General features: G+C 71.3%; 21 protein-coding genes. 4 read left to right on the top strand and 17 right to left on the bottom strand.

Annotation, left to right across the window (positions count from 1 at the left end; all coding sequences use genetic code 11):
• Positions 1-143 precede the first annotated feature (143 nt).
• The 12 genes from KSP35_RS17845 to KSP35_RS17790 form a co-directional block, all read right to left on the bottom strand.
• Positions 144-1220 (bottom strand): SAM-dependent methyltransferase, encoded by a 1077-nt coding sequence (locus KSP35_RS17845; protein WP_216997142.1) that lies wholly within the window; start codon positions 1218-1220, stop codon positions 144-146.
• Between the two features lie 32 nt (positions 1221-1252).
• Positions 1253-2782: an NADH-quinone oxidoreductase subunit N gene (locus tag KSP35_RS17840; RefSeq protein WP_216997141.1), complete on the bottom strand. Its 1530-nt coding sequence runs from the start codon at positions 2780-2782 to the stop codon at positions 1253-1255.
• Positions 2783-2784: 2 nt separating this feature from the next.
• Positions 2785-4338 carry a NuoM family protein gene (locus KSP35_RS17835; RefSeq protein WP_254126836.1) on the bottom strand — a complete coding sequence of 518 codons (1554 nt, stop codon included), beginning with the start codon at positions 4336-4338 and terminating at the stop codon, positions 2785-2787.
• A 58-nt stretch (positions 4339-4396) separates the two neighbouring features.
• Positions 4397-6661: an NADH-quinone oxidoreductase subunit L gene (locus KSP35_RS17830; protein WP_216997140.1), complete on the bottom strand. Its 2265-nt coding sequence runs from the start codon at positions 6659-6661 to the stop codon at positions 4397-4399.
• Positions 6662-6665: 4 nt separating this feature from the next.
• Positions 6666-6965, bottom strand: coding sequence for an NADH-quinone oxidoreductase subunit NuoK (gene nuoK / locus KSP35_RS17825; RefSeq protein WP_216997139.1), 300 nt, complete (start codon positions 6963-6965; stop codon positions 6666-6668).
• 12 nt (positions 6966-6977) lie between these two features.
• A complete protein-coding gene (locus tag KSP35_RS17820) occupies positions 6978-7520 on the bottom strand; it encodes an NADH-quinone oxidoreductase subunit J (protein WP_216997138.1) in 543 nt (180 codons plus the stop codon).
• Entirely contained in the window at positions 7520-8074 is a 555-nt protein-coding gene (locus KSP35_RS17815; RefSeq protein ID WP_216997137.1) for a 4Fe-4S binding protein, read from the bottom strand. Before KSP35_RS17815 ends, KSP35_RS17820 begins: the two co-directional genes overlap by 1 nt.
• Positions 8074-9111: a complex I subunit 1 family protein gene (locus tag KSP35_RS17810; RefSeq protein ID WP_216997136.1), complete on the bottom strand. Its 1038-nt coding sequence runs from the start codon at positions 9109-9111 to the stop codon at positions 8074-8076. Before KSP35_RS17810 ends, KSP35_RS17815 begins: the two co-directional genes overlap by 1 nt.
• On the bottom strand, positions 9108-10190 hold the full coding sequence (locus tag KSP35_RS17805) for an NADH-quinone oxidoreductase subunit D (RefSeq protein ID WP_254126835.1): 1083 nt from the start codon (positions 10188-10190) through the stop codon (positions 9108-9110). Before KSP35_RS17805 ends, KSP35_RS17810 begins: the two co-directional genes overlap by 4 nt.
• 90 nt (positions 10191-10280) lie before the next feature.
• Positions 10281-10991, bottom strand: a complete 711-nt coding sequence (locus tag KSP35_RS17800) for an NADH-quinone oxidoreductase subunit C (RefSeq protein WP_216997135.1) — start codon at positions 10989-10991, stop codon at positions 10281-10283.
• Positions 10981-11481, bottom strand: a complete 501-nt coding sequence (locus KSP35_RS17795; RefSeq protein ID WP_216997134.1) for an NADH-quinone oxidoreductase subunit B — start codon at positions 11479-11481, stop codon at positions 10981-10983. Before KSP35_RS17795 ends, KSP35_RS17800 begins: the two co-directional genes overlap by 11 nt.
• A gap of 51 nt (positions 11482-11532) precedes the next feature.
• Complete coding sequence (locus KSP35_RS17790; RefSeq protein ID WP_216997133.1) at positions 11533-11898, bottom strand: NADH-quinone oxidoreductase subunit A; 366 nt, start codon at positions 11896-11898, stop codon at positions 11533-11535.
• 111 nt (positions 11899-12009) lie between these two features.
• Here KSP35_RS17790 and KSP35_RS17785 point away from each other — a divergent pair, with 111 nt between their 5' ends.
• Positions 12010-13452 carry a bifunctional glycosyltransferase/class I SAM-dependent methyltransferase gene (locus KSP35_RS17785; protein ID WP_216997132.1) on the top strand — a complete coding sequence of 481 codons (1443 nt, stop codon included), beginning with the start codon at positions 12010-12012 and terminating at the stop codon, positions 13450-13452.
• A gap of 16 nt (positions 13453-13468) precedes the next feature.
• Here KSP35_RS17785 and KSP35_RS17780 read toward each other — a convergent pair whose 3' ends face one another.
• Positions 13469-16315, bottom strand: a complete 2847-nt coding sequence (locus KSP35_RS17780; protein ID WP_216997131.1) for a S8 family serine peptidase — start codon at positions 16313-16315, stop codon at positions 13469-13471.
• Between the two features lie 135 nt (positions 16316-16450).
• Entirely contained in the window at positions 16451-18343 is a 1893-nt protein-coding gene (locus tag KSP35_RS17775; RefSeq protein WP_216997130.1) for an acyltransferase family protein, read from the bottom strand.
• Between the two features lie 135 nt (positions 18344-18478).
• Between KSP35_RS17775 and KSP35_RS17770 the strand changes: the two genes are divergently transcribed.
• From KSP35_RS17770 to KSP35_RS17760, 3 genes are read left to right on the top strand one after another with little or no spacing between them, the layout of a single operon-like run.
• Positions 18479-18751, top strand: coding sequence for a hypothetical protein (locus KSP35_RS17770; protein WP_216997129.1), 273 nt, complete (start codon positions 18479-18481; stop codon positions 18749-18751).
• The gene (locus KSP35_RS17765) at positions 18738-20135 is read left to right on the top strand and encodes a hypothetical protein (RefSeq protein WP_216997128.1); all 1398 of its coding nucleotides are present in this window, start codon (positions 18738-18740) and stop codon (positions 20133-20135) included. The genes KSP35_RS17770 and KSP35_RS17765 overlap by 14 nt, the downstream gene beginning before the upstream one ends.
• 31 nt (positions 20136-20166) lie before the next feature.
• Positions 20167-22275 carry a sulfatase-like hydrolase/transferase gene (locus tag KSP35_RS17760; RefSeq protein ID WP_216997127.1) on the top strand — a complete coding sequence of 703 codons (2109 nt, stop codon included), beginning with the start codon at positions 20167-20169 and terminating at the stop codon, positions 22273-22275.
• Here the strand turns inward: KSP35_RS17760 and KSP35_RS17755 are convergent.
• Genes KSP35_RS17755 through KSP35_RS17745 form a run of 3 tightly spaced genes read right to left on the bottom strand, consistent with a single transcriptional unit; the run spans position 22260 to position 26268 of the window.
• The gene (locus tag KSP35_RS17755; RefSeq protein ID WP_216997126.1) at positions 22260-24014 is read right to left on the bottom strand and encodes a hypothetical protein; all 1755 of its coding nucleotides are present in this window, start codon (positions 24012-24014) and stop codon (positions 22260-22262) included. The two genes, KSP35_RS17760 and KSP35_RS17755, sit on opposite strands and share 16 nt — an antisense overlap.
• Before the next feature lie 50 nt (positions 24015-24064).
• Positions 24065-24757 (bottom strand): hypothetical protein, encoded by a 693-nt coding sequence (locus KSP35_RS17750; protein ID WP_216997125.1) that lies wholly within the window; start codon positions 24755-24757, stop codon positions 24065-24067.
• Entirely contained in the window at positions 24688-26268 is a 1581-nt protein-coding gene (locus KSP35_RS17745) for a hypothetical protein (protein WP_216997124.1), read from the bottom strand. Before KSP35_RS17745 ends, KSP35_RS17750 begins: the two co-directional genes overlap by 70 nt.
• Between the last annotated feature and the right edge of the window lie 9 nt (positions 26269-26277).

Here is a 26277-nt window from a genome sequence, read left to right as displayed (position 1 = left end):
CTCGAACTTTGGGTCCCACACCCGTGCGCGCGTGGGCCTGGGACCCAAAGTTCCGAGGTGGTGGCCGCGCCCCCCTCGAACTTCGGGTGCCACACCCGTGCGCGCGTGGGCCTGGGACCCAACGTTCCGGCGGGGAGGGTGGGTCAGGCGTGCCACTCCAGGACGCGGAAGGCGCCGAGGCCGGTGGGGTCGGTGAGGGCGTCGGCCTCGTGGACGCGGCTGCGGCCGGCGATGGCGGGGAGGCCGCCGGCGGCGCCGAGCTCGCGCCAGCGGGCGGCGCCCTCGGCCACCAGGGCGTCGATGCCGTGGGCCCGCAGGAACGTGGCCTGGTCCCGGTCCCGGTCGGGCTCGGCCACCGTCGCCAGCTGGTCGACGGCGACCTCGACGGTGATGTCGCACGAGCCGGGGTCGCGCAGCGGGTCGGCGCCGCGGCCGTGGGCGGCGTAGGTGCGCACCCACTCGGTCCACGGGCGCCGGGCCAGCTCCCGGGTGGTGGCGGCGTAGTCGATGACCACCACCCGGCCGCCGGCCGCCAGCTCGAGGGCGTCGTCGAGCCACCCGGCCGCCGCGGCCTGGACCGGGAGGCGGGTGCCGACGGCGGCGTCGCGCCCGGCCTTGCCCCAGCACCAGGCGGCGCGGCGGGGCTCGAGCGGGACGAGGACCTCGACGAGGCGACCGGAGCCCGCCGGGCCCTCGGTGCCGCTGGCCGCGACGGCCACCTCGCACCAGCCGCCGTCGGCCAGCTCCACCAGGCCGAACGGGAGATTGTCGAGCAGCTCGTTGGCCAGCACCACCACGGGGCCGGTGCCGAGCTCGCCGGGCGCCGGCAGGTCGGTCCGGCTGGACACGCCGGCCGGGTGGGTGGACCACTGCACCTCGGCGGCCTCCACGAGCACGAGCGACAGCGCCGAAGCGCAGCGGGGCCCGGCGGCCAGGATGGTGCGGGCCAGCGTTCCCGGCCCCGCGCCGGCCTCGACCACCGGGAACGGGTCCGGACAGCCGAGCTCGTCCCACCAGGAGTCGAGCGCGCCGGCCAGCACCGCGCCGAACAGCGGGCCGACCTCGGGGCTGGTCAGGAAGTCCCGACGGCGGCCCGCGCCGCCGCCTGCGGCGTAGAAGCCCAGGTCCGGCGTGTACAGCGCGTGGTCGACGTACTCGTCGAAGCCGATGGGCCCGTGGGCGACGAGGTGCTCGACTAGGATCGCCTCGAGCTCGTTCACCGGTGCACCGAGCCGACGGCCAGCCGGCCGGGCTACTTGCCGGGCAGGTAGGCGGTGACGAAGGTGGCGCCGTCGGCGATGTCGGACACCAGGAACGGCAGCACGCCGAGCAGGATCGTGGCCACGCCCGTGAGCACGACCGCCGCCCGCAGGGGCACCGGGATCTTGACCGGCGTGACGTCGCCGTCGACCGGATCGTCCATGAACATCGTCCGCATGAGGCCGAGGTAGTACGCCAGCGAGATGACCGAGTTGGCGGCCATGATCACGCCGAGCGCGTAGGCCGACGGGGTGCCGGCGCCCACCACGGCGTTGAACAGCTGGAACTTGGCGAACCAGCCGGCTGCCGGCGGGATGCCGCCGAGGCCGAAGAGGAAGGCGCCCATGGCCACCGCGAGCCCGGGGGCGTAGGTGAACAGGCCGGCCCAGCTGGTGATCTCGCCCGACTGGGTGCGGCGGCTCACCGTGATGATCACCGCGAACGCCCCGAGGTTCATGATCGTGTACACGATCAGGTACAGCACGATCGACGACAGGATGTCGGCGGCGCGGTCGGGGTGGTTGCTGGAGATGACGGCCAGCGGAGCCAGGATGAAGCCGGCCTGGGCCACCGAGGAGTAGGCGAACAGGCGCACCACGTTGGTCTGGCGCAGGGCGATCACGTTGCCCACCGTCATGGTCAGCACGGCCAGCACGAACATGAACGGGCGGATGGTGTCGCTGCGGTTGAAGAAGCCGAGGAACACCAGCTGCAGGATGGCCACGAACCCGGCGGTCTTGGAGGCCACCGACAGGAAGGCGGTCACCGGGGTGGGGGCGCCTTCGTAGGTGTCCGGGGCCCAGTTGTGGAACGGCACCGCCGAGACCTTGAAGGCGAAGCCGACGATCACGAAGACGATGCCGAGCACGGCCACCGGCTCCTGACCGAACGAGCCGTTCACCGCGGCGCCGACGTCGGTCAGCAGGGTGGAGCCCGTGCCGCCGAAGATGAGCGACATGCCGTAGAGCATGACGGCCGTGGCGAACACGCCCATCAGGTAGTACTTCATGCCGGCCTCGATGCCGGTCTGGGTGCGCTTGCGCCACGACGCCAGCAGGTAGGCCGGGATCGAGAGCATCTCCAGCGCCACGAAGATCGAGATGAGGTCCCGGGCGCTGGCCATGAAGGTCATGCCCAGCACGCTCGAGAGCAGCAGCAGGTAGTACTCGCCCTCGTGGTAGTCGCCCTCGGCGATGGTGTTGGTGGAGAGCAGCACCGTGAGGTAGCCGGCCACCAGGAACAGCCCCTTGAGCACCAAGGCGAAGTCGTCGACCACGTAGGCCCCGCCGAACATGACCCGCTCGTGGTTGTCGAGCCCCAGGGTGATGAGCGGGATGAACGACGCCAGCATGCCGAGCCCCACCACGCTGGACACGAGGCCCTTGTTGTGGTCCTCGGTGAACAGGTCGATCAGCAAGGCCACGACGATCGTGCCCACGAGGATGATCTCGGGCGCGAGCGCGTGCCAGTCGACGTGCGGGGAGGTGAACCCCGAGGAGGCGGCGAGGACGGGAGCCAGCACGATCAGTGACCCGCGATGTGGCTGAGGCTGTGGATCACGGCGCCGTCGGTGATCTTGAACAACAGGTTCGGGTACACGCCGAGCACCACGATGAGGATGATCATCGGCGACCACGCGAGGTAGTCGGTGAGGTGCATGTCGTGGATGTGCTCGTCCTCGAACTCCTCGGTGGGCGTGCCGAAGGCCACCCGCTGGAGCAGCCAGAGGAGGTAGCCGGCGGCGAACACGGTGCCGATGGCGGCGACCACCATGAAGAACCGGAACAGCGGCACGTTGAGGCCGTCGGCCGGGCTGTAGGCCGAGAGGATGGCCGGGAACTCGCCCCAGAACCCGGCGAGGCCGGGCAGGCCGAGCGACGCCATGCAGGAGAAGGCCAGGAGCCAGCCCATGCGGGGGGCCTGCAGGAGCAGGCCGCCGAGGCGCTTGATCTCGAGGGTGTGGAAGCGGTCCTTCACCGAGCCGGCGAGGAAGAACAGCATGCCGGTGATGAGGCCGTGGGCGACCATGCCGAAGATGGCGGCGTTGATGCCGAAGCTCGTCAGCGTGGAGATGCCCAGCATGACGTAGCCCATGTGGGCCACCGAGGAGAAGGCGATGAGCCGCTTCATGTCGGTCTGGGCGAGGCAGCCGAGGGCGCCGTAGATGATGCCGATGACGGCCAGGCCGCCGATGATCGGCGCCCACCAGACCGCGCCCACGGGCAGGATCGGGATGGCGATGCGCACGAAGCCGTAGGTGCCGAGCTTGAGCAGCACGGCGGCCAGGATGACCGAGCCCTGGGTGGGGGCCTGGGTGTGGGCGTCGGGCAGCCAGGTGTGGAAGGGGAACATCGGCACCTTGATGCCGAAGCCCATGAAGAAGCCGCCGAAGATCAGGATGGCCGTGCCCTTGGCCAGGCCGGAGCCGGCCCAGTTCGACAGCTCGATCATCGAGAAGGTGTGCTGCATCACGCCGTCGATGTTCACCTTGGGCGAGAGGAAGTACGTGGCCAGGATCGACACGATCATGAGCGCCGAGCCGAAGGCGGTGTAGAGGAAGAACTTCAGCGAGGCGTACTTGCGCTGCTCGCCGCCGAAGACGCCGATCATGAAGTACATCGGCAGCAGCACGAGCTCGAAGAAGACGAAGAAGAGCAGCAGGTCCTGGGCCACGAAGGTGCCGACCATGCCGGTCTCCAGCACCAGGATCAGCGTGAGGAACGCCTTCGGGTTGTGCGGCTCGGGGAAGTGGTTCCACGAGTAGATGATCACCAGCGGCACCACGAACACCGTGAGGGCGATCAGCGGGAGCGAGATCCCGTCGATGGCCACGATGTAGCGGCTGTTGATCATCTCGATCCACGTCTTGTCGACGAGGAACTGCATCTTGGCGGACTTGTCGTAGTCGAAGGTGGCCAGCAGGCCGACCCCGACGACGAAGACCGCCAGGCTGGTGACCAGGGCCACCACCTTGTGCAGGGTCTCCTCGGACTTCGGGATCGCCAACAGCACCGCGGCTCCCACCAGGGGCAGGAACACGGCGGCGGTGGGCCCCCAGCCGTTGAGCAGGTCCTTCACGGTTGCGACTCCCTCGTCATCAACTTGCGATCCAACATCTTCTTCGGGTCGTGGCGCATCAGCTTGCGAGCACCACGAGGAGGGCGGCCAGCACGGCGGCGCCCAGGAACAGGTAGGCGCCGTAGGCCTGGACCTTGCCGGTCTGGGTCTTGCGGAGCACCTCGCCAGAGCCCTCGGCCGCGAGGCCCGAGCCCTTCACGACGTTGTCGACCACGCCCTGGTCGATGTTCTTGTACACCCACGCCCCGGTGGTGCGGGCGGTGGAGGCCACCAGGTTCACCAGGCCGTCGATGACGTTCTGGTTGAACCAGTAGGCGCCCTTGGCGATCGGGCCCTTGAAGCCACCGGCGATGATGTCGGTGTAGAGGATGTCGAGCCCGTACTTGTTCTCGAGCACCTTGAAGCCGCCCCGGGCCACCTTGTTGCGCTCGGTGATGCCGTGCGGGCCCTTCTGCTTGAAGAACCAGAGGTAGGCCAGCAGGATCCCGAGCAGGCCGACGGCGGTGGAGATGACCGCCACCCAGATGTTGAACTCCGGGTGGGCGAAGCTGGGCAGCTCGCCCGGGAAGTAGCTGCCGGTGGGCTCGACGAAGTGCTCGAAGCGCAGCGTCCAGGCCTTCGGGAAGATCGTGCCCTCGGGGATGTTGGTGAAGCCGGCGAACAGGGCCCCGACCGACAGGATGATGAGCGGCACCGTGATGCGGGGGCCGTTCTCGTGCATGTCGTGGGTGGCCGAGGCGCCGCGCCGCTCGCCGAAGAAGACGTACCAGATGGCCCGGGTCATGTAGGCGCCGGTGAGCGCGGCGCCGGCGGTGCCGGCGATCAGCATGAACTTGTAGCCCCCGCCGCCGCCGAGCTGCTGGGAGCTGGCGAGGATCTCGTCCTTGGACCAGAAGCCCGAGGTGAACGGGAACGCCACCAGGGCGGCGGTGCCGATCATGAAGGTCCAGAAGGTCTTGGGCATCACCTTGCGCAGGCCACCCATGTCCTTCTTCATGTCGAAGGAGTGGATGTGGTGCGCCAGCGAGCCGGCGCCCAGGAAGAGGCAGGCCTTGAACAGGGCGTGGGTGAAGAGGTGGAAGATGCCGGCGGTCCAGCCGCCGACGCCGAGCGCCATCACCATGTACCCGAGCTGGCTGACCGTCGAGTACGCCAGCACCTTCTTGATGTCGCTCTGCACGAAGGCCAGCAGGCCGGCGCCGATGAGCGTGACCGCCCCGACCACCGCCATGGGGTTGAGGGTGCCGGTGCCGATGGAGAAGCCGTTGAAGAAGACGCCGTAGAGGCGGGCGATCATGAACACGCCGGCGACCACCATGGTGGCGGCGTGGATGAGCGCCGAGACGGGCGTGGGGCCGGCCATGGCGTCGGGCAGCCAGGTGTGGAGCACGAACTGGCCGGACTTGCTCATCACCGCGGTCATCAGCGACAGCGAGGCCACCAGCAGCAGGAAGTGCCGGATCTCGCCCTCGTTGGCCAGGGTGTTGATGGTGACGGTGTCGAAGGTCCGGCCGGCGGCGAAGTACAGGATGATCACGCCGCACAGCAGGCCGATGTCGCCCACGCGGTTGGTGAGGAAGGCCTTGAGGGCGGCGTCGGAGTTGGGCTTCTCCTCCCACCAGTGGCCGATGAGCCCGAACGAGCACAGGCCCACCAGCTCCCAGCCCACGATCATCTGCAGCGTGTTGTCGGCCAGCACGAAGAACAGCATCGAGGCGGTGAACAGGCTCAGGAAGGCGAAGTAGTGGGTGTAGCGCCGGTCGCCGGCCACGTAGTCGGTGGAGAAGACGTGGACCAGCATGGAGATGAGGGTGACCACCACCAGCATGAGGGCGCTGAGGCCGTCGATCATGGTGCCGACGTTGATCTTCACGCCGCCGTTCTGGAACCAGGTGATCTCGCGGATCACCGGCTCGGTGACGTGGTGCTCCTCTTCCCCGGCGGCCTCGTGGCCCTCGCCCTCGGCGGTGGCCTCGGTGCCGTGCCCGGCCTCCTCGGTGGTGGCCTCGGCGCCGTGCCCGGCCTCGGCGGTGCCCTCCGTGCCGTGGGCGGCAGCCGTGCCGGAGTCGGGCGACGACGCGGCCAGGGAGTGCTCGTTCTCGGCCACCACGGCAGCGACGTGCTTGGCCAGGCCGCCGGCCTCGGGCGGGTGGTTGACCCGGCCGATCCAGCCGATGCCGACCGCGAGGGCCAGCACGAAGCAGATGGCGACCGAGGCCAGGCCGATCTCGGAGCCGCCGCGCGGCAGCTTCTTGCCGACCGCGAGGATCAGCAGGAACGAGAGGGCCGGGATGAGCGGGATGATCCACGCGTGGGTCAGCACTGCCTCAGCCCTTCATCAGGTCGACGTCATCGAGGTCGACGCTGCGGTAGTTGCGGAAGATCGCCAGCACGATGGCCAGGCCGACGCCCACCTCGGCGGCGGCCACGGCGATCACGAACAGGGCGAACACCTGGCCCGAGACGGCGCCGGTCATGGCGCTGAAGGCCACCAGGTTGATGTTGACCGAGTTCAGGATGAGCTCGATCGACATCAGGACCATGACGCCGTTGCGACGGGAGATGACCCCGTACACGCCGATGCAGAAGAGCACGGCGGCGAGGAGGAGGAACTGGTTCAGGAACATGGCGGCGGCCCCTCAGTCCCGTCGGGCGATCACGATGGCGCCGATGAGCGCGGCGAGCAGGAGCAAGGAGATGACCTCGAACGGGATCAGGTAGCCGCCGAAGATGGCGTCGGAGATCGCCGCGGTGGGCGTGGGAAGCAGGTCCGCCGGGAGCTTGTCCTTGCCGAAGCCGTCGACCAGGACGTAGCCGAGCAGGGCCAGCAGCACCACCGAGGTGAGGGCGCCGAGCGCCCAGTTGTCGCGGCTGAGCTTCTCCTCGCCGGACATGGGCGCCTTGGTCAGCATGATGCCGAAGAGGAACAGCACCACGATGGCGCCGATGTAGACGAGCACCTGGGTGATGGCGATGAACTCGGCGCCCAGCAGGATGAACTGGGCGGCGGCCCCGGCCAGCACCATCACGAGGTAGAAGGCGGCGTGCACCACGTTGTCGGTGGTGACCACGCGGAAGGCCGAGAAGACCATGAGCGCAGCGATGATGCCGAACGCCACGTTCTGGGCGACGTAGACGCCGGCGTCGGCGTTCGCCGCGGCGGCGAGGAGGAGCCCGCCCATCAGCGCGGCACCTTCTTGGCCTTGACCTCGGCGCCGGCCTCGTAGGGCTCGAAGTCCGGGACGGTCTCCATCCACTCGCCGAGGCGCTCCTTGTCGTGGAGCAGGTCGGCGATGCGCGGCTCGGAGTACTCGAACTCGGGCGACCAGAACAGGGCCTCGAACGGGCAGACCTCGACGCAGATGCCGCAGTACATGCACAGCGAGTAGTCGATGTCGAAGCGGTCGAGCGCGGAGACGGTGCGCTCCTTGCCTCCGGGACGGCGCGGCGGCGCCTTCTCCTTGTGGCCCTCGATGTAGATGCACCAGTCCGGGCAGCTGCGGGCGCAGAGCATGCACACCGTGCAGTTGTCCTCCTTGAGGGCGATGACGCCGCGCGCCCGAGGGGCCGGCGCCTCCTTCTCGTGGGGGTACTGCACCGTGGCCGCGCCCTTGGCGGGCGACGGCGGCTGCATGAAGCGCTTCATGCCTTCGCCGGGCCAGATGGTCTGGGTCATCTCGTTGAAGGTGACCCCCATGCCCTTGAGGAGGCCGGGGACCTTGGGCTTCGGTGCCATCAGAACGCAACCTTCAGGATGGTGGTGGCGAGGATGTTGACCAGCGAGATCGGGATCAGCACGGTCCACGCCAGCTTCTGGAGCTGGTCCTCGCGGAAGCGGGGGAAGGTGAACCGCACGAAGAAGATGAGGCCGGCGAGGACCATCATCTTGGTGAGCATGATCAGCGGGCCGAGCAGGTTGAACCAGTTGCTGTTGAGATCGGTCCACGCCGCCGGCACGGTCCAGCCGCCCAGGAAGAGGGTGGCGGCCACGGCGGCGAAGGCGCCGGCCGAGGCGAACTCGCCGATGAAGAACAGCAGGAAGCGGAGGCCGGAGTACTCGGTGATGTAGCCGGTGACGAGCTCGGACTCGGCGATCGGCATGTCGAAGGGCGTCTGGCCGAGCTCGGCCTGGACCGAGATCATGAAGATGGCGAAGGCCACGAACTGCGTGAGCAGGTACGGGTTGCCGAAGAAGTCGAGGCCGAAGATCGAGCCGGAGGCCTGCGCGGCCACGATGCCCGAGAGGTTCATGGTGCCGGCCTGGATCACGACGCCGATGACGGCGAGGACCATGGGCAGCTCGTAGGCGATGAGCTGGCCGGCGGCGCGGAGGCCGCCGATGAGGGCGTACTTGTTGGCCGAGGACCAGCCGGCCATGAGCACGCCGAGCGAGCTGATGGACGACACGGCCAGGATGTAGAAGACGCCGCCGGGCAGGTCGGCGAAGATCATGTCCGGCCCGAACGGCACGGCCAGGTACACCAGCAGCACCGTGCCGACCACGAGGTACGGGGCGAACTTGAACAGGCGCTTGTCGGCCCGCTCGGGGACGATGTCCTCCTTCTGGAGGAACTTGCCCACCTCGGCCAGCAGCTGCATGGAGCCGAACGGGCCGGCCTCCATGGGGCCGAGCCGGCTCTGCATGAACGACACCATCTTGAACAGGAAGAGGTAGACGAACGTGCCCGCGGGGAGCAGGACGGCGGCCAGGATGCCGACCGTGCGCAGGATCGACACCTCCCAGTACGAGAGGTGGATGAAGCCGTTGATCACCGGTCGATGTCTCCGAGGATGAAGTACAGGGATGCCAGGATCGTCACGACGTCGGGCACGTACACGCCGCGGCACACCCACGGCACGATGGACACGTTGTTGAACGAGGCGGTGCGGATCTTCACCCGGAACGGGCCGAGGTCGCCCTTGGAGACCACGTAGTAGCCCATCTCGCCGAGCGGGTTCTCGGTGGCCACCCAGGCCTCGCCCTCGGGCACCTTGATGATGCGGGGCACCTTGGCCATGATCGGCCCGGCCGGCAGCCCGTCGAGCAGCTGGTCGATGATCTTGGTGGACTCGCGGATCTCCTGGAGGCGCACCCAGAAGCGGGCGAAGGAGTCGCCGTCGGGGTGGGTGACGACGTTCCAGTCGACCTCGTTCCAGGCCAGGCCCACCGGCTCGTCCCGGCGGAGGTCCCAGTCGACGCCGCTGGCGCGCAGGTTGGCGCCCGAGAGGCCGTACTGCAGCGCGATGTCGCCGGGGATGATGCCGACGCCGCGGGTCCGGATCTGGAAGATCTCGTTGCCCTCGACGAGGGTCTCCATCTCGTCGCAGAAGTCCCGGATGCGGTCCATGGACGCCTTGGTGTCGGCGATCCAGCCCTTGGGGAGGTCGTCCTTCAGGCCGCCGATGCGGTCGAAGTTCGGGTGGAAGCGCCCACCGGTGACGGCCTCGATCTGGTTGAGGACGTACTCCCGGTCGCGGAAGGCGTAGAAGGCGGCGGTCATGGCGCCGATGTGCAGGGCCATGTCGCCCACGAACAGCGAGATGTTGGCGATGCGCGACATCTCGAAGAGCACGGTGCGGATCCACTGGGCGCGAGGCGGGGCCTCGATGTCCATCAGCTTCTCGGCGGCGAGGATGAACGGGACCTCGTTGGCGAAGCTGCCCAGCCAGTCGATGCGGTTCACCAGCGTGGTGACCTGCGGGTACGTGCGGACCTCGGTCAGCTTCTCGTAGCCGCGGTGCATGTAGCCCATGACCGGCTCGATGTTCACGACCTGCTCGCCGTCGAGCTTGACGATGATGCGCAGGGTGCCGTGGGTGGCCGGGTGCTGCGGGCCCATGTTGAGGGTCATGCCCTCGTCGGTCTCGAACTTCGAGGTTCACGCGCCCGTCGGCGGCCTGGGCGTTGGCGTAGGCCAGCTTCTGGCGGTCGGTGATCGCGGTCATTCGGCGGCCTCCGCGTCGGGGGTGGCTTCGGCCTCGGCGTCGCCGTCGGCCTCGGCGGGCATGGGCTCGACGTCGACGATGCCGGGCCACGGCTTCACGTGGCGGGCCAGCAGCGGGAACGTCTTGCGGAGGGGGAACCCCTCGAACTCGCCGGGGAGGTAGAGGTGGGCGAGGTGCGGGTGGCCGGTGAAGCCGATCCCGAACATCTCGTGGGCCTCGCGCTCGTGCCAGTTGACGCCGGCGTAGACGGGCAGCCAGGTGTCGATGGACAGGTCGTCGTCCGGGAGGTCGACCTTCAGGGTCACGCCGAGCTTGCGGGTGAGCGAGTGGGCCCGGGCGAAGACCTGGAAGCGGGTGTCGCCGCCGGCGTAGCCCGTGACGATCTCCGACGATGGCGTGGGCGGGGCGTCGGTGGGCGAGTCCTCGTTCTTGCCGAACGGGCTGGGCAGCCAGTCGATGACGGAGAGGAACTCGAAGGCCCGGAAGCCGGCCTTGTCGCGCAGCACGAAGCCGGCGGTGCGCCAGGCCTCGCGGGTGACGCGGATCCAGATGTCGTCGCCGGGGCGCACGAAGGAGCCGACGACGGCGTCGCCGAGCTCCTCGGTGAACTCGGCCACCACGGCCTGGCGGGCCTCGTCGACCGGGCCGGCGGGCTCGACGGCCTCCGACGCGGCGTCGGCGGCTTCGACCTCGGTGTCAGGTGACATGGATCGGGTCACCCTTCCAGCGCTCGGCCATGTCTTCCTTGCCGATGCGCTCCTGCAGCAGCACGATGCCCTCGAGCAGGGCCTCGGGACGCGGCGGGCAGCCCGGCACGTAGACGTCGACCGGGATGACCTGGTCGACGCCCTTGGTGACGGAGTAGCTGTCCCAGTACGGACCGCCGCAGTTGGCGCAGGAGCCCATGGAGATCACGTACTTCGGGTCCGGCATCTGCTCGTAGAGCCGGCGGATGGCCGGGACCATCTTGTCGGTCACGGTGCCGGAGATGCAGACGAGGTCGGCCTGGCGCGGGCTGGCCGGCAGCGGGATGACCCCGAGGCGCATGACGTCGTAGCGGGGCGAGCCGAGGGCGGCGCCCATCTCGATGGCGCAGCACGCGAGGCCCCACTGGAAGATCCAGAGCGAGTACTTGCGCGACGTGTTCAGCAGCGACGTCAGGGGCTTGGGGAGCTTGCCGCTCTCCACCAGTCCCATGTCAGTTGCTTCCGTTCACGAGTGCGAGTTCTTGGCGGGGGTTCCGACCCGTCAGATCCACTGCAGGACCTTCTTTCGCCAGGCGTAGAGCAGCCCGAGGGAGAGGAGCACGATGAAGACGATCATCTCGACGGCGCCGAAGGTGCCGTAGGCCTCGAGACGGGTGGCCCACGGGAAGATGAAGACCGCTTCGACGTCGAACAGGACGAAGAGCAGGGCGAAGACGTAGTACCGGATGGGGCTCTGGTCCCAGCTGTCGCCCACGGGGTCGACGCCGCTCTCGTAGGTGAGGTACTTGGCGCCCTGGGGACGGACCGGACGGACCAGCTTGCCGAGCGACAGGACGCCGCCCAGCAGCCCGATGGTGACCGCGGAGAAGATGGCGACGGTGAGGTAGTCGCGGAGGAACTCGGACACGGCGTCGAACCTTAGTGAGACGGCTCACGAGGGGCCAAAGGAGCGCGGGAGCGGGCCCGTCGGTGCTGTCCGCTAAGGCCGATTTGACCGCTTGTTCGCTAGCCTCCGCCCATGAAGAAGATCGGTGTGCTGGTGGTGGCGTACAACGCCGCGACCACCCTGGCCCAGACGCTCGATCGGATCCCCCAGGAGTTCCGGGGCCGCATCCACGAGGTCCTCGTGGGCGACGACCACAGCCAGGACTCCACCTACCTCGTGGGCCTCGGCTACCAGTCGGTCACCAAGGACCTGCCGATCACGCTCGTCCGCCACCCGAAGAACCTGGGCTACGGCGGCAACCAGAAGTGGGGCTACCGCCACGCCATCGACCGCGGGTGGGACATCGCGGTGCTCCTGCACGGCGACGGCCAGTACGCCCCGGAGATCCTCGACCAGATGGTGGCGCCCATCGAGCGGGGCGAGGCCGAGGCCGTCTTCGGGTCCCGCATGATGCAGGCCGGGGAGGCCCGCAAGGGCGGCATGCCGGCCTACAAGTACGTCGGCAACCGCATCCTCACCACGGTGCAGAACAAGGTGGTGGGCACCGGCCTCTCGGAGTGGCACTCCGGCTACCGGGCCTACGACGTCAAGGCGCTCGCCCAGATCCCCTTCGAGGGCAACGACGACGGCTTCAACTTCGACACCCAGATCATCATCCAGCTCCACGAGGCGCAGCAGCGGATCGCCGAGATCCCCATCCCCACCTACTACGGGGACGAGATCTGCTACGTCGACGGCATCAAGTACGCCAAGGACGTGGCGCGCGACGTCGCCCGCTACCGGGCCCACAAGATGGGCTTCGGCACCGGCGAGCTGGCCTTCGCCTCGGACTCCTACGAGCTCAAGGACGACGCCGACACCTCCCACGGGCGCGTGGAGGCCTGGCTGGCCCTGCGCTCGCCGTCGCGCGTCCTCGACCTCGGCTGCTCCGACGGCTCGGTCGGCGCCCGGCTCGTCGCCCAGGGCCACGAGGTCGTCGGCGTCGACCTGGTGGAGCACAAGGGCGTGCGCGAGCGCCTCACCGACTTCTACGAGGCCGACCTCGAGCAGGGCATCCCGGAGGCGGTGGGCGACGGCTTCGACGTCGTGCTGGCCGCCGACGTGCTCGAGCACGTCCGCGACCCCGCCGCCGTGCTGGACGCCATCAAGGCCCGCCTGCGGCCCGGCGGGCGGCTCATCACGTCGATCCCCAACTTCGGCCACTGGTACCCGCGCACCCGCGTGGCGCTCGGGCGCTTCGACTACGACGCGCGCGGCATCCTCGACGCCGGCCACCTCCGCTTCTTCACCAAGCGCAGCTTCGCCCGCCTGGTGGACGGCGCCGGGTGGACCATCTCCCGGGCGGAGTCCATCGGCTTGCCCCTCGGCGTGGTCGAGCGGGGGGCGTCGGCCGAGGCCGCGCCTGGCGGCCTGCGCCAGCTCGCCGGCCGGATCGACCGCGGCGCGGTCGCCCTGCGCCCCCAGCTCTTCGCCTACCAGTTCCTCTACGAGCTCGCCCCCAGGCCCTCGGCCTGAGGCCCGGCCTCTCCGCTCAGGTCCGGGCGTCGTAGGCCGGGGAGATCAGCAGCCGGTTGGCCAGCGGCACCCGGTCCGAGGCGGTGGTGGCGGACCACTGGGTGAGCTCCGCGGCGGTGGGCACCCGCACGAGCATGCCGTAGAAGAGGTCGACCGTGGCCACCTCGCCCTTGCGGCGGGCGACGTGGGCGGCGCCCTCGGACAACGTCGCCAGGATCGCGCCACGCGTGGTCTGCTTCTCGTCCAACTTGGTCGTGTAGCTGTCGATGCTGGCGGCCGGGCCGTCGTGGCCGAGCACGTTGAGGTAGATCCGCTGCACGAACTGGCGGTTGGTGAGCGGGCCCCAGCCCTTCTTGAACCGGTCCGAGGTCACGAACGACTCGGCCATGGCCGCGACGGTGGTGCCGGCGCGGCGCTTGGGCAGCCAGTACGCCAGCGTGCTGGCCTCCGGGGCCTTCTTGAACGCGGCGTAGGCCATGCGGCTGACCGGGTCGAGCGCCGGCCCCCACGTGGAGAACCCCGAGGCCTTGGCCACCCGCGCGCCCGGCGAGGCCAGGTTGGCGGTGATGGCCCGCTTGCCGTCCTGCAGCTCCTGGGCGGTGGGGAACCGGCCGGCGAAGTCGACGAACTGGCGCAGGGTGAACTGGTCGATCGGCGCGAACGGCGGGACGGCCACCGCCGAGCGGGGCGACCACGCCGAGCTGGTCCCGACCTCGGCACGGACCCGGAACCGGAATGCGCCGCCGGCGGGCAGGCCGGTGATGGTGCGGCTGGTGGCCGTGGAGCCCGTGGTGGTCGACAGGACCGTGCCGGCCTGGTTCGTGACCTCGACCGTGTAGCCGCTGAGCGTGCCGCCCCCCAGGGTGGCGGGCGCCTTCCAGGCGATGGTCACCTTGGCCGCGCCGGCGCTCGACACGGTCGGCGTGCCGGGGTGGCTGGGGGTGGTGGCGCAGGAGGCCAGCGACCCGACCGCGCCGGCGGCGTCGACGAGGCCGGCTCCCTCGGAGTCCTGGGTTTCGCCGCTCAGGTGGCGGCCGGTGGCCTGCTGCGCGGCGTAGAGCTCGGCGGGCGTGCGGCACGGCCGGCGCTGGAGCATGAGCGCGGCGACGGCGGCGGCGTGGGGCGCGGCGGCGGACGTGCCGTAGAACGGGTTCAGGCCGGAGTCGCCCGGCAGCGTGGTGCTCACGCCGTCGGTGGCCGCGAGGTCGACCGTGCGGGTGGTGCAGGACGGCAGGGCGGCGGCCGGGGCCGACCCGGTCGCCGGGGCCCAGCAGTACGTGGCGGGACCGTGGGAGGAGAAGTCCTCCACGGCGGTGCCGGCGCCGGCGGGCACCGCGGCCACCGACTGCATGGCGGTGGTGGCGCTGTGGCCGTACACGGTCGGCCCGAACACGTCGCCGCCGGCGTCGGTGCCGAAGCCCACGGCGGTCAGCGACCCGCTCTGGAGGATGAACTTGAAGCGGGGCGTGCCGGTGGCCGCCGGCCCGTCGGGGTCGGCGTAGCGGGCCACGTAGAGCCGGTAGGTCTTGGCGCTGCTGCTGGGGTTGGTGAAGCCGAAGTACTCGACCGGCTGGCCCGAGGAGAGGTTGGCGTCGCCGCCGCCGGCCACCGCCTTGCCGGTGGCGGGGTCGACCAGGACGATGTCGTAGTCGGTGCCCACGCCGCTGATGGGCTCGTTCCAGCCCATGTTGATGATCAGGTCGGTGCCCCCGGCCAGGGTGAGGCTGTCGTAGGCCGTGACCCCGGCACCCGGGTCGAAGTCGTGGCAGGTGCTGTTGGTGATGGCCGCGGGGCACGCCGTCGGGCGGAAGGCCTGGGCCTCGTAGGAGCCCACCGAGCGGCCGCCCACCTCGTACTCGGCGTTGCCCGCCGCGGAGTAGTAGGCCACGCCGTCGGCGCCGACCTCGTGGATGGCCACCGAGATCGGACCGTCCTGGTAGATCGGCTCGTTGAAGTAGGCGATGTCGTCGACGATCACGTCGGCGCCGGCGTCGCGCAGGGCCCGGATCTGGTTGGCGAAGTCGATGTCGCCGCGGTCGGCCGTGGCGAACAGGAGCTTGGCGCCGGGAGCGAGGTCGTGGACGATCTGGGCCATGGCCCGGCCTTCGTCGGAGCCGGCGGTGTCATCGGCGAGGACCTGCACGGGCGTGGTGTGGCCGCACGGGTTGCCGGCGCCGGGCAGGTCGCCCGAGGCGACGTCGGCGGTGGCCTCGCGGGGCGCGGCCCGGAAGGAGTCGGAGATCACCCCGACGGTGATCCCGGTGCCGTCGACCGCGTAGGTCGAGCGGGCGAGGGCGGCCTTCAGCTGGGTGTCCCCCTGGGAGCGCACGCCCGTGGGGCAGGTGGCGGCCGCCCGAGCGGCGCCGGCGGCCGGTGCGGGGGCGGCGCTGCGGTGCACCTTCGGCGCCAGCAGCTCGGTGGCCGAGCGGAGGCCGGCGATGCCGCCGAGGCCAGCGAGGGAGGAAGCGGGCAGGGCGACGGTGGCGTTCACGCCGTCGGGCAGGGTGGCGACCAGCTCGGCGCCGGGCAGCCCGGCGGCGGCGGCGATGGCCGAGGCGTCGGTGGCGACCACGTCGACGTAGAGCTTGCCGTCGTGCCGCAGGAGGCTGCCCGGCCCGCTGGCCGGGAGGCCCACCGAGGCGCTGGCGTCGGCCGACGACCGCCGCTGGCCGGCGGAGGCGGCCAGGGCGTCGAGCCGGGTCGACAGCACGCCGGTCGGCTTGGCCTCGGCCGACGGGGCGGGCGCGTCCTGGGCGGGAGCCGCCGAGGCCGGGGCCCACGTGGAGGTCAGGGCCAGGCCGGTGACGAGCAGGGTGGCGATGGCCGCTCGACGGGAGCGGGGGGTGCGGAGTGGTGCGCGCATGGTTCCTCGGTGCTGGTCGCCCGGCCGGGTCCGGCCGTGCCCGCCGATCGGGGGCGACGAAGGGCCAGGAGCTTCACACCTCGTGCCACCGCGTGGCAACGCGCCGTTCGGCGCGCCCCGTCCGGGCGAGGTGGCTCAGGCGCTGGCGCGCCGGATCTGGGGCTCCAGCCAGTGCCAGAAGTCGCCGGCGGCCTCGGGCGTGAGGTGGGCGCCGTCCGGACGGAGGCCGAGGTCGGGCTCGGTGCCGCCCGGGCCGCTGCAGACCCGCTTGCCGTAGGGCAGCACGGTGATGTCGGCGAAGGAGGCCAGCTCGTCCTTCAGCACGCGGTTGACCGTGGCGATGCGCGTGGCGTCGCGCTCCTCGCCGTCGGTCTCGGCGGCCTCCCACTGGTAGCAGGGGACGTCGAGCCAGAAGACGGGGACCTTGGTGCGGGCCCGGATGATGCCGGCGGCCCGGTCGACGGCGGCCCGGTACTCGCGCTCCCACGCCGGCGTGCCCACCACGACCCGGGTGCCGTCCTCGTCGACGTCGAAGAGCTGGCGCAGCCCGAGGCTGACCACGATGGCGTCGGGCTTGCCGTCGATGGCCGGGTTGCCGCCGTCGAGGGCCTGCTCCCACCGCGTGGGCCACTCGGGGCAGTCGGCCACCGCCTGGTCGACCGTGCTGCCGGTGTAGATCCGGTCGCCGATGATGTCGCAGTGGGCCTGGAACAGCCCCTGCACCTGGTACGGGTAGTCCTTCGGCGCGGTGCCCGAGAGCAGCCACGCCAGCGAGTCGCCCATCACCAGCACGTCGCCCGAGGCCTGGGCGGTGGTGGCGCCCGAGGCGTTCTCCCCCGCCTTCGTGGGGATCTGCTCGGGCGCCGGCGTGAGGGTGACCACGAGCAGCAGGGCGAGGGCACCCGCGAACGCGGTGCCCAGCACCGGGCCCTGGCGTCGCAGCTGCCACCGCTGCTGGTGGATGGGCTTCTCGAGGAACCAGTAGGTGGCCTCGGCCAGCCCCAGCGCCACCAGCACCCGGGTGGAGTCGAGCAGCCACGGCGTGAGGTCCAGGCGGGGCGGCGAGAGCAGCACGATCACCGGGTAGTGCCACAGGTAGAAGCTGTAGGACACGAAGCCCATGTGGCGGCTGACCTTGTTGCCGAAGATCCAGGCCAGCGGGCCCCGCTCGGCCCGGGCGCAGCCGAAGATGAACACCGCGGCGGTGAGGGTGATGAGCAGGAAGCCGCCTCGGGTGTAGACGGCCCGGCTGTTGTCGTGGAACAGCAGCATCATGGCCACCAGCCCGGCGAGGGCGACGGTGCCCAGCCAGCCCGCCACCTCGCGGGCACGGGGCGTGTCCCAGCGGTCCTTCCAGAGCACCAGCGCCATCATCGAGCCGACGATCAGGCCCTGGCCGCGGGTGTCGGTGCCGTAGTAGGCGCGGGACAGGTCGACGCTGCCCCCGGCCAGGTGGCGCATCCACAGCGCCGAGGCCACGAGGCACACGCCGAGGCCCACCAGCATCTTGCGCTTGTCGAAGCGGGTGAGCTTGGCCAGCCCCAGGAAGACCAGCGGCCAGATGACGTAGAACTGCTCCTCGATGGCGAGCGACCAGGCGTGGCGCAGCACCGAGCCGTCGCCGGCGTCGAAGTAGGACGTGGCCGAGAAGATGAAGTGCCAGTTGGCCACGTAGAAGAGGGTGGCCAGCCCGTCGCCGCGCAGGCCGGGGAACTCCTTCGGCCCGCCGAAGGCCCACGCCACCACGAACACCACGGCCAGCACCGCCAGCAGGGCCGGGCCCAACCGCCGCACCCGCCGCCGGAAGAACGTGCGCAGGTCCAGCCGACCCGACTGCTCGTACTCCTTCACCAGCAGCGTGGTGATGAGGTAGCCCGAGAGGACGAAGAAGAAGTCCATCGAGACCCAGGCGCCGGGGAGCTTGGTCACGCCCTTGAGGTGGTAGCCGAGGACCACGCACATCATCACGCCACGGGTGCCGTCGAGCAGCGGGCGGTGCTTGATCTTCGTCGGCTGGACGTCGGACATGGGCCTACCGGGCAGGGAGACGAGGTGGGGAGACCGTCTGCGCTCTCCGAAGTATGGCAGCCGCCGGACCGCGCGCGGGGTCGAGGAGCGGCGGGCCGATGCCGACCGGGAAGGGGCGCCGTGTACCATTTCGGCGTGTTCGCTTACCTCGATGCCGGAACGCTGAGCCTGGTCGGAGCTGCCCTCGCCGGCGGTGTGGCGGGCGTGGCGATGATGCTGCGGATGTACGGCAACAAGTTCCTGGGCCTCTTCTCCAAGAAGCGGCGCCTCAAGGCCGAGATCGCCGAGGGCGAGCTGCTCGGGGTCGAGATCGACCCGGAGACCGGCCAGGCCGTCGACCCGGAGGCCGCCGCCCAGCAGCTCGGCCAGGCGAAGGACGACCAGCCCACCATCGGTGACCGAAGCTGACCCCGGGTCCTTCCGGGACCCGCTCTCCCAGGTCTTCAGCTCGAACGGCGAGATCCTCCGGGGCCTGACCGCCGCCGGGCTGGCCGAGTTCGAGGCCGTCGAGGCCTCGCCGTTCTACGCCGCGCTGGCCGCCGACGGCCTGATCGTCGGCACCGAGAAGCTGGCCCCCGGGTCCCACGAGCTCCACGAGCGGTGGGCCGGCGTGCTCCGCCACGATCGCCTGCCGGTGGTGACCTATCCCTACGAGTGGACCTTCGAGATGCTGCGGGACGCGGCGCTGCTCCAGCTCGAGGTCACCCGCCGCGCCGTGGAGGCCGGGTTCTCCACCAAGGACGCCACGTCCTACAACGTCATGTTCGACGGGTCGCGGCCCGTGTTCATCGACATCGGGTCCTTCGAGAAGCCGCTCCGCTCCGAGGCGTGGCCGGGCTACCGCCAGTTCTGCGAGCTGTTCCTGAACCCGCTCGTGGTGCAGGCCGTGGGCGGGGTGGGCTTCCACGCCTGGCTCCGCGGCGCGGTCGGCGGCATCGGCGTGGCCGACGCCGCCGCCATCGTCCCGGCCCACAAGCGGGTCCGCAACGGCCTCCTCGCCCACCTCACCCTGCAGGCGCGCGCCGAGCGCAAGCACGCCGCGGCCGAGGCCTCGGGCAGCGCCGAGGGCCGGCGCGCCGGCTTCAGCCCGAAGCTCCTGCTGGCCCAGCTGGCCAACCTGGAGAAGACGGTGCGGGCGCTGCGCTGGAAGGCCCAGCGCTCGGTGTGGTCCGACTACTCCGACCGGTCGCACTACGTCGGCGACGACCTGCCGGCGAAGCAGGCCTTCGTGGCCGAGGCCGTCCGGGCCACCGGCGCCGACCTCGTGGTCGACCTGGGCGCCAACGACGGCCTGTTCTCGCTGCTGTCCCTCGAGTCGGGCGCCTCTCGGGTGGTGGCCGCCGACTTCGACCACCTGGTGGTCGACCGGCTGTATCGCCACCTCCGCGAGACCGGGGAGACCCGCGTGCTGCCGCTGGTCCTCGACCTCGTCAACCCCTCCCCCGGCGCCGGCTGGCGCTCGCGCGAGCGCCGCCCGTTCGTCGAGCGGTGCCGGCCCGACCTGGTGCTGTGCCTGGCGGTGGTGCACCACCTCGCCATCACCAACACCGTGCCGTTCACCGAGATCGTCGACCTGCTCGCCGACTTCGGCGCCAGCCTCGTGGTCGAGCTGCCCCACCCCGACGACCCCATGGTGCAGCGCCTCCTCAGCCGCAAGCGGCCCGGCCTGTTCGACCACTACGACCGCGAGCGCTGGGAGCAGGCCCTGGACCGCCGCTTCACCGTCGACGAGCGCCAGGTGCTCGGCACCCGCACGCTGTACCGCTGCTCGCTGCGGTCCGACGCGTCGTGACCCGTGACGGCCTCGTGGTGAACGCCGCCGCATGAGCGACGCCGCCGCCCCCACGCCGGCGACGGCCCGCCCCGCCGGCACCGACGCCGCGGGGCCGAAGGGCCTCGTGGCCCGCGTGCCCGCCCCGGTGCGGCGCGAGGCGCGGGCCCTGGCCGAGCTGTTCGCCCTCACCGGCTTCGCCATCGCCCAACCGCTCTACGACGTCTTCGGCAAGGCCCCGGACCAGTTCATCTTCCGGGGCGCGGTGCGCGACGACATCCTCGCCTTCGCGGCGATCGTCCTCGTGGTGCCCACCCTCGTGCTCTGGGTGGCGGAGGTCGCCGTGGGGCTCGTGTCCACGTCCGCCCGGCGCGTCGTGCACGTGGGCTTCCTCGGCCTGCTGGTGGCGGCGTTCGCCATGTCGGCGCTGCGCGGCCTGGTGGGCGACGGCCTCCTGCTCGCCGCCCTGGCCGTCGCGGTCGGCGCCTTCGCCGGCTGGCTCTACGTGAAGACCACCGGCATGCGCATCTGGCTGAGCTTCGCCTCGCTGGCGCCGCCGGTGTTCTGCGCCCTCTTCCTGCTGGTGTCGCAGACCTCGCAGCTGCTCACCGACCCGAACGCCGCCGGCGACGTGCAGGTGGGCAAGCCCGCCCCGGTCGTCATGATCGTGTTCGACGAGCTGCCGCTGAACTCGCTCATGGACCAGGACGGCAAGATCGACGCCGCCCTGTTCCCCCACTTCGCCGAGCTGGCGGGCCAGTCGCACTGGTTCCGCAACACCACCTCGGTCAGCAACTTCACCTGGGACGCGGTCCCCTCGATCGCCACCGGCCGCGAGCCGCGGGACTACACCACCCCGACCGCCCAGTCGCACCCGAAGAACCTCTTCACGCTGCTCGGCGGGTCCATGCAGCTGAAGGTCACCGAGTCGGTCACCCGCCTCTGCCCCACCAGCCTGTGCGAGCTCCAGGTGCCCCACGAGGGCGGCCTCGACGGCATCCTCCGCGACGCTCGCAAGGTGCTGGCCCAGCGCATCACGCCCGACCCGAGCGACGAGGATCCGGTGGCCGGACTGGTCGACCAGGGCGCCACCGCAGCGGAGAGCAAGCCCGCCACGGGCACCGCCGCCACCGCCAACGGGCGGGCGCAGTCGTTCATCGACGGGCTGACCGACGACTCCAACACGTTGCACTTCCTCCACGTGCTGCTCCCCCACATCCCGTTCCGCTACCTGCCCGACGGCACGCAGTACGCCGGACCGGACCCCGACCTCGGGCGGGACGGGGACACCTGGAAGGACCAGCCGGGGCTGGTGCAGCTGGGCCGCCAGCGCCACCTGCTCCAGCTCACCTACGCCGACTCCGTGCTCGGCCAGGTGATGGACGCCATGAAGGCCACGGGCCTCTACGACGACGCCCTCTTCACCGTGGTGGCCGACCACGGCATCTCGTTCCAGTCGGGCCAGGGCATCCGCGGCCTCGACGTCGACAAGCCGATCGACGACTCCGTGGCCGCCGACGTCATGTGGGTGCCGTTCTTCCTCAAGGAGCCGGGCCAGACCGAGGGCGTGGTGAACGACGACAACGTCGAGACCATCGATGTGCTGCCCACCATGGCCGACGCCTTGGACGTGAAGATCCCCTGGCACGTCGACGGCCGCTCGGCGCTCGAGCAGGCGCCTCGGACCACCCGGAAGAAGGCCATGCACCTGGCCGACGTCGACAGCAAGGGCGTGCTCGCCGGCAAGGCCTACACGCTCGACGAGGACGCCGGCTGGAAGCTGATGGTGGCGCGCGGCGTGGACACGTTCGTGCCCCAGAGCGGCAAGGACCGGCTCTACCGCATCGGCGAGCACCCCGAGCTCTTCGGGACCGAGGTCGACGCCGACCACGACGCCACCCTCACCCCCATCGACGGCCTGCTCGACGCCACCTCCGACGCCAGCGACGTCGACCCGGCCTCGGGCTCGGTGCCGGCGCTGGTGCGGGCGATCGTCGACAAGGTGCCCGCCGGCAGCCCCGTGGCCGTCGCCGTCAACGGCACGATCTGGTCCACCGTCGACGCCTACACCGACGGCGACCACGTGTCGGTGGCGGCCATCGTCCCCGACCGGGCCTTCACCAAGGGCAAGAACGCCGTCACCTTCTACCGGGTGGGCTGAGGGCGGCGCGCCGCGAGGCGACCGCTCACGATCCGCGCGAGGGCGGCCAGCGGCAGCGCCACCAGGAACGGGTCGAGCATCGAGCGGAAGCGCCCGTTCTCGCCGAACTCGAGCAGGTCCCCCACCAGCACGACGAGCACCGCGCTGACCGCGACGAACGCCCACACCAGCTCGTCGGTGTCCCAGCTCTCCACCCGGTCGCGCCACCCGGAGCGGGCGAGGCGGACCCCGGCGAGGCCACCGCGGACCAGCAGGCCCAGGAAGAGGGCGGCGAGCAGCAACGACGAGCGCACCGGCAGGTCGACCCCGTGGAGCAGGGGGAGGTTCCAGTCGCCCTGGCGCACCGTCCAGTGCCGGGAGACGAGCACCACGTCACCCACGTCGTCCATCCACGTGCGCCGCACCGAGGGTCGCTCCGACGGGGCGAAGTCGTTCTTGCCGACGCCGATGGCCGACATGGCGAACGACGTGCCGACGACGGTGACCCGCGTGCGCAGGTAGCGGCCCGGGTAGCGCTTCACGAGGGCCACGGCGTCCTTCTGGCTCTGCGCGTAGACCGGGAGGTAGCACTCGTCGTTGAAGTTGGCGACCACCGGCACGAAGTCCGGGCGGTCGGCCACGCTCACCACCGGGTTGCGGTGCACCGGCGTGCAGCCGTCGGTCCACTCCTCGTACTGCGAGAGCAGGCCCCACGGGTGCTCGAGGGCCAGGGAGCTCACGGTGCCGTCGTCGACCGCGGCCTGGACGTCGTCGCGCGCCATGGGGGCGACGACGCCGCGCTGGAGGTTGAAGCCCAGCCAGCTCGACATGGTGGGCGTGCCGAAGAGGATGTCGTTCTTGAGCATCCAGCCGCCGATCACCAGGATCGGGATGGCGCTGGCCAGCGCCACCTGCCGCCACGGGATGCGCCGGGCCACCGCGGCGAGCACCACCACCGCCACCACGAACGCCGGGTGGAACAGGCTGCGGGTCATGGCCAGGGCGGTCAGGCTGACCGAGAGGCCGAGCAGCGACGCCAGCCCCGGGTCCTGGAGCTGGCGCTGGAACCACCAGACCGACGCCACCAGCAGCAGCGTCACGGGCACCTCGTAGGACGCCACCACGATGGTGCTGAGCAGGTTGGGGTTGCACAGGGCGATGGCGGTGAACAGCCCGGCGAGCACCGGGTGCACCCGCCAGCGCGACAGCAGGTCCGTGAGCAGCAGGGCGATGGCCAGCAACGAGGCCACGTAGAGCACCAGGATCGTGCCCATGGCGGGGAACGGCGACCAGCGCAGCACCGAGCCGATGACCAGGTTGTGCAGCGGCGGCTGGATGTGGAGGTACCAGACGCTGCCCAGCGGGTCCTTCTCGAGGGCGTGCTGCTCGAGCAGCTGCCAGCTGATGCCGAAGTCCTCGCGGTAGAGCGCCACCCGGGCGTGGACCATGGTCGCCACCACCACGGCCACGCCGGCGGCGGCGACCGTGGCGCCGCCGAGGCGCTGGCGGATCGACCACGGGTGCTGGCGTCGCGCTCGGGCCTGGCCGCGAGCGCCTCCGGGTCGGGTCGGCACCCCGCCGCTGGCCCCGGGCACCGGCCCGGGCGGGTCGAGGGCCGTGCGATCGTGGTCAGCGCTCGTCGACAGGTCGGCGGGTGCCACCTCGCTGTCGGCCACCCACAGGTCGTCGTCGACGACGGAGGCGCCCGCCGACTGCCCCTCTCCGGCTGCGCTCCCAGCCGGCGCCCCGATCTGCGCCACGCCGGAACGCTACCTGCCGCCCCGCCCGCCACCGCAGGCGGCCCCGGCCGTCAGCGGTGGGCGGCGACGAGGTCGTCGCAGGTGGGCGTGGGGGTCGGCTCCACCCGGGGCGTCGCCGGCAGCGGGGCGACGTCGCCGAACGGGTCGCGACCGACGGTGGCCGTGCGGTCCTTCGGCGGGCCGCCCGGCTCGAACCGGGCCTCGCGGCCGTCGACCGTCAGCCGCACCCAGGCGAAGGCCGGGTCGACCGAGACGTCGACGACCTGCCCGGAGCCCGACAGGTCGACCGTCGAGCCGGCGGGACCGGCCACGCCGTTGCGCACGATGGTGAACCGGGCCGACCGGGCGGGCCCGGAGACCGCCACCACCAGGTGGTCGGCCTCGTCGCCCACGGACAGGACCGCGAGGAGCTCGTCGCTCCGGGCGGCGCCGTCGAGGCGGACGCGCAGGCGGTGGTGGCCGGCCGCCGCCGAGACCTCGAGCGGGGCCCAGCTGCCGTCGGTCTGGCCCTCGTAGAGCCCGTCGCAGTCGCCCAGGACGGTGAGGCCGGTGCCGGGCGCCTTCGCGGGCAGGGCCCGGTCGAAGCGCCGGAACGCGGGCGGCGAGCCCAGGACGTCGGCCACCGCCACCTGCGTGCGCAGGCCCGCGGCGCGCGCCGCCGGGTCCGGCGGGATCACGAACCGCTGGAAGCTCCAGGTGACCGCCGCGGTGGTGGCCAGCCCGGCGACGGCCAGGACCACCACGCCGGCCACCGCCGCCTGCGGCAGGCGTCGAGCCGCCGGTGCGGGTCGGCGCGCCGCCCAGCCGTCGAGCGCGGCCAGGCCGCCGGCGGCACCGACCACCAGGAGCGGCAGCGCATCGGTGAGGTAGCGCTGGGCGATGAAGGCGATGGTGAGGGGGGGGCGTAGGCCGCCGCGAGGCCGCCGAGCAGGAACGGCCGGAGCACGCCCGCCCGCACCCCCTCGTCGAGGCCCGGGTCACCGGCGAAGGTCCGCCGCCGCCGCAGGGCGGCGCCGACGCCCACCACGCCGAGCACCAGGAGCAACGGGGAGGTGACGGTGAGCCCGGCCGAGGGCTCGACGGTGTCGAACACCAGGCCCGACGGCGTCGGCGGGCGCTTGGCCGTGAAGCGGACGAAGGGCCACACCCCCGTCGGGGCCAGGAGGTCCGGGCGGAGGCTCTGGTAGACGACCGACGGGATCAGCCGGGCGGAGAACAGCGAACCGTCGTAGACCTCGAGGGCTCGCTTCCGCTCCGGCCACGGGTGGGCCGAGGCCACCTGCTCGTCCATGGGCAGCGTGGTGGGGCCGCCGAACTTGGCGGTGTTGACCGCCGCGAACACCAGGGCACCGGCCACCGCGGCCACCAGCAGCGCCGCGCCCAGGCGCAGGTCCCGGGACCACGTGGCCGGGCGGGCGGACGCGACGGACGCCGTGGCGGTCCCCGCCACCGGCGCCTCGTCGGGCACGAAGAGCTCGTCCTCGTCCGGGGTTGCGACCGGCGCGACCGGCGCCGGCTGCCGCTCCGGCGGAGGCGCCAGCACCGCCAGCCACGGGTGGCCGGTGAGGCGGGCGAGGGCGAGCAGGCCGAGCACCGCCGAGGGCGCCAGGCCCACCGAGCCGCGCGAGGTCCAGGCCACCGCCGCCCAGAGGCCGGCCGCCACCACCGAGCGCAGGCGTCCCTCGTCGAGGAACCGCAGGCAGGCCGCGAACGACGCCAGCACGCCGGCGGCACCCCACAGCGAGGCCTCGTGGTACACCCAGGCGCCGCTGGCCAGGAACAGCAGGTTCGAGCCCATGCCGATGACGGCGAGCAGCGCGGCGGCCGCCACCAGGCCGGGCCGGGTCCAGGGCTGGCCCGGCCGCAGCAGGGCGTGGGTGCGCCGCACCACCTGGGTGGCCGCCCAGAGAGCGATGACGTAGGCCACCAGCATCGAGACCGCCGAGAGCCGACCGTCGAAGTGGTCGGTCACCAGGAACAGCGGCATCCGCAGGAGCGACGGGAAGATCCCGAAGTACGCGTAGGTCTTGCCGTGCACGACGAACCCCTCGAACCCGAGGCTGCCGTCGGGCAGCGACAGCCGACCGTGCAGGAAGGCGCGGGCCTGGAGGTCGAACACCTCGCCGAAGGCGCGGTACTGGACCACGTCGCCGCGACCCAGGGTCAGGAACCAGGCGAAGGCCAGGGTCGACAGGACCCCGATCGCCACCGCCAGGCGGGTGAACGAGCGGTCGGTGCCCGCGGGGTCAGCCACGGCCGAGCC

The organism is Aquihabitans sp. G128, from assembly GCF_019048865.1.
Classification (GTDB): Bacteria; Actinomycetota; Acidimicrobiia; order Acidimicrobiales; family Iamiaceae; genus Aquihabitans.
Note: the sequence above shows the minus strand (reverse complement) of the source record. Positions and strands in the feature narration are given on the sequence as shown.

What these genes read in the sequence shown, in the direction of transcription:
- nuoK (WP_216997139.1), bottom strand. Translation starts at nt 6,965, where the DNA reads ATGTTCCTGAACCAGTTCCTCCTCCTCGCCGCCGTGCTCTTCTGCATC.
- KSP35_RS17820 (WP_216997138.1), bottom strand. Translation starts at nt 7,520, where the DNA reads ATGGGCGGGCTCCTCCTCGCCGCCGCGGCGAACGCCGACGCCGGCGTC.
- KSP35_RS17815 (WP_216997137.1), bottom strand. Translation starts at nt 8,074, where the DNA reads ATGGCACCGAAGCCCAAGGTCCCCGGCCTCCTCAAGGGCATGGGGGTC.
- KSP35_RS17805 (WP_254126835.1), bottom strand. Translation starts at nt 10,190, where the DNA reads ATGACCCTCAACATGGGCCCGCAGCACCCGGCCACCCACGGCACCCTG.
- KSP35_RS17800 (WP_216997135.1), bottom strand. Translation starts at nt 10,991, where the DNA reads ATGTCACCTGACACCGAGGTCGAAGCCGCCGACGCCGCGTCGGAGGCC.
- KSP35_RS17795 (WP_216997134.1), bottom strand. Translation starts at nt 11,481, where the DNA reads ATGGGACTGGTGGAGAGCGGCAAGCTCCCCAAGCCCCTGACGTCGCTG.
- KSP35_RS17785 (WP_216997132.1), top strand. Translation starts at nt 12,010, where the DNA reads ATGAAGAAGATCGGTGTGCTGGTGGTGGCGTACAACGCCGCGACCACC.
- KSP35_RS17780 (WP_216997131.1), bottom strand. Translation starts at nt 16,315, where the DNA reads ATGCGCGCACCACTCCGCACCCCCCGCTCCCGTCGAGCGGCCATCGCC.
- KSP35_RS17775 (WP_216997130.1), bottom strand. Translation starts at nt 18,343, where the DNA reads ATGTCCGACGTCCAGCCGACGAAGATCAAGCACCGCCCGCTGCTCGAC.
- KSP35_RS17760 (WP_216997127.1), top strand. Translation starts at nt 20,167, where the DNA reads ATGAGCGACGCCGCCGCCCCCACGCCGGCGACGGCCCGCCCCGCCGGC.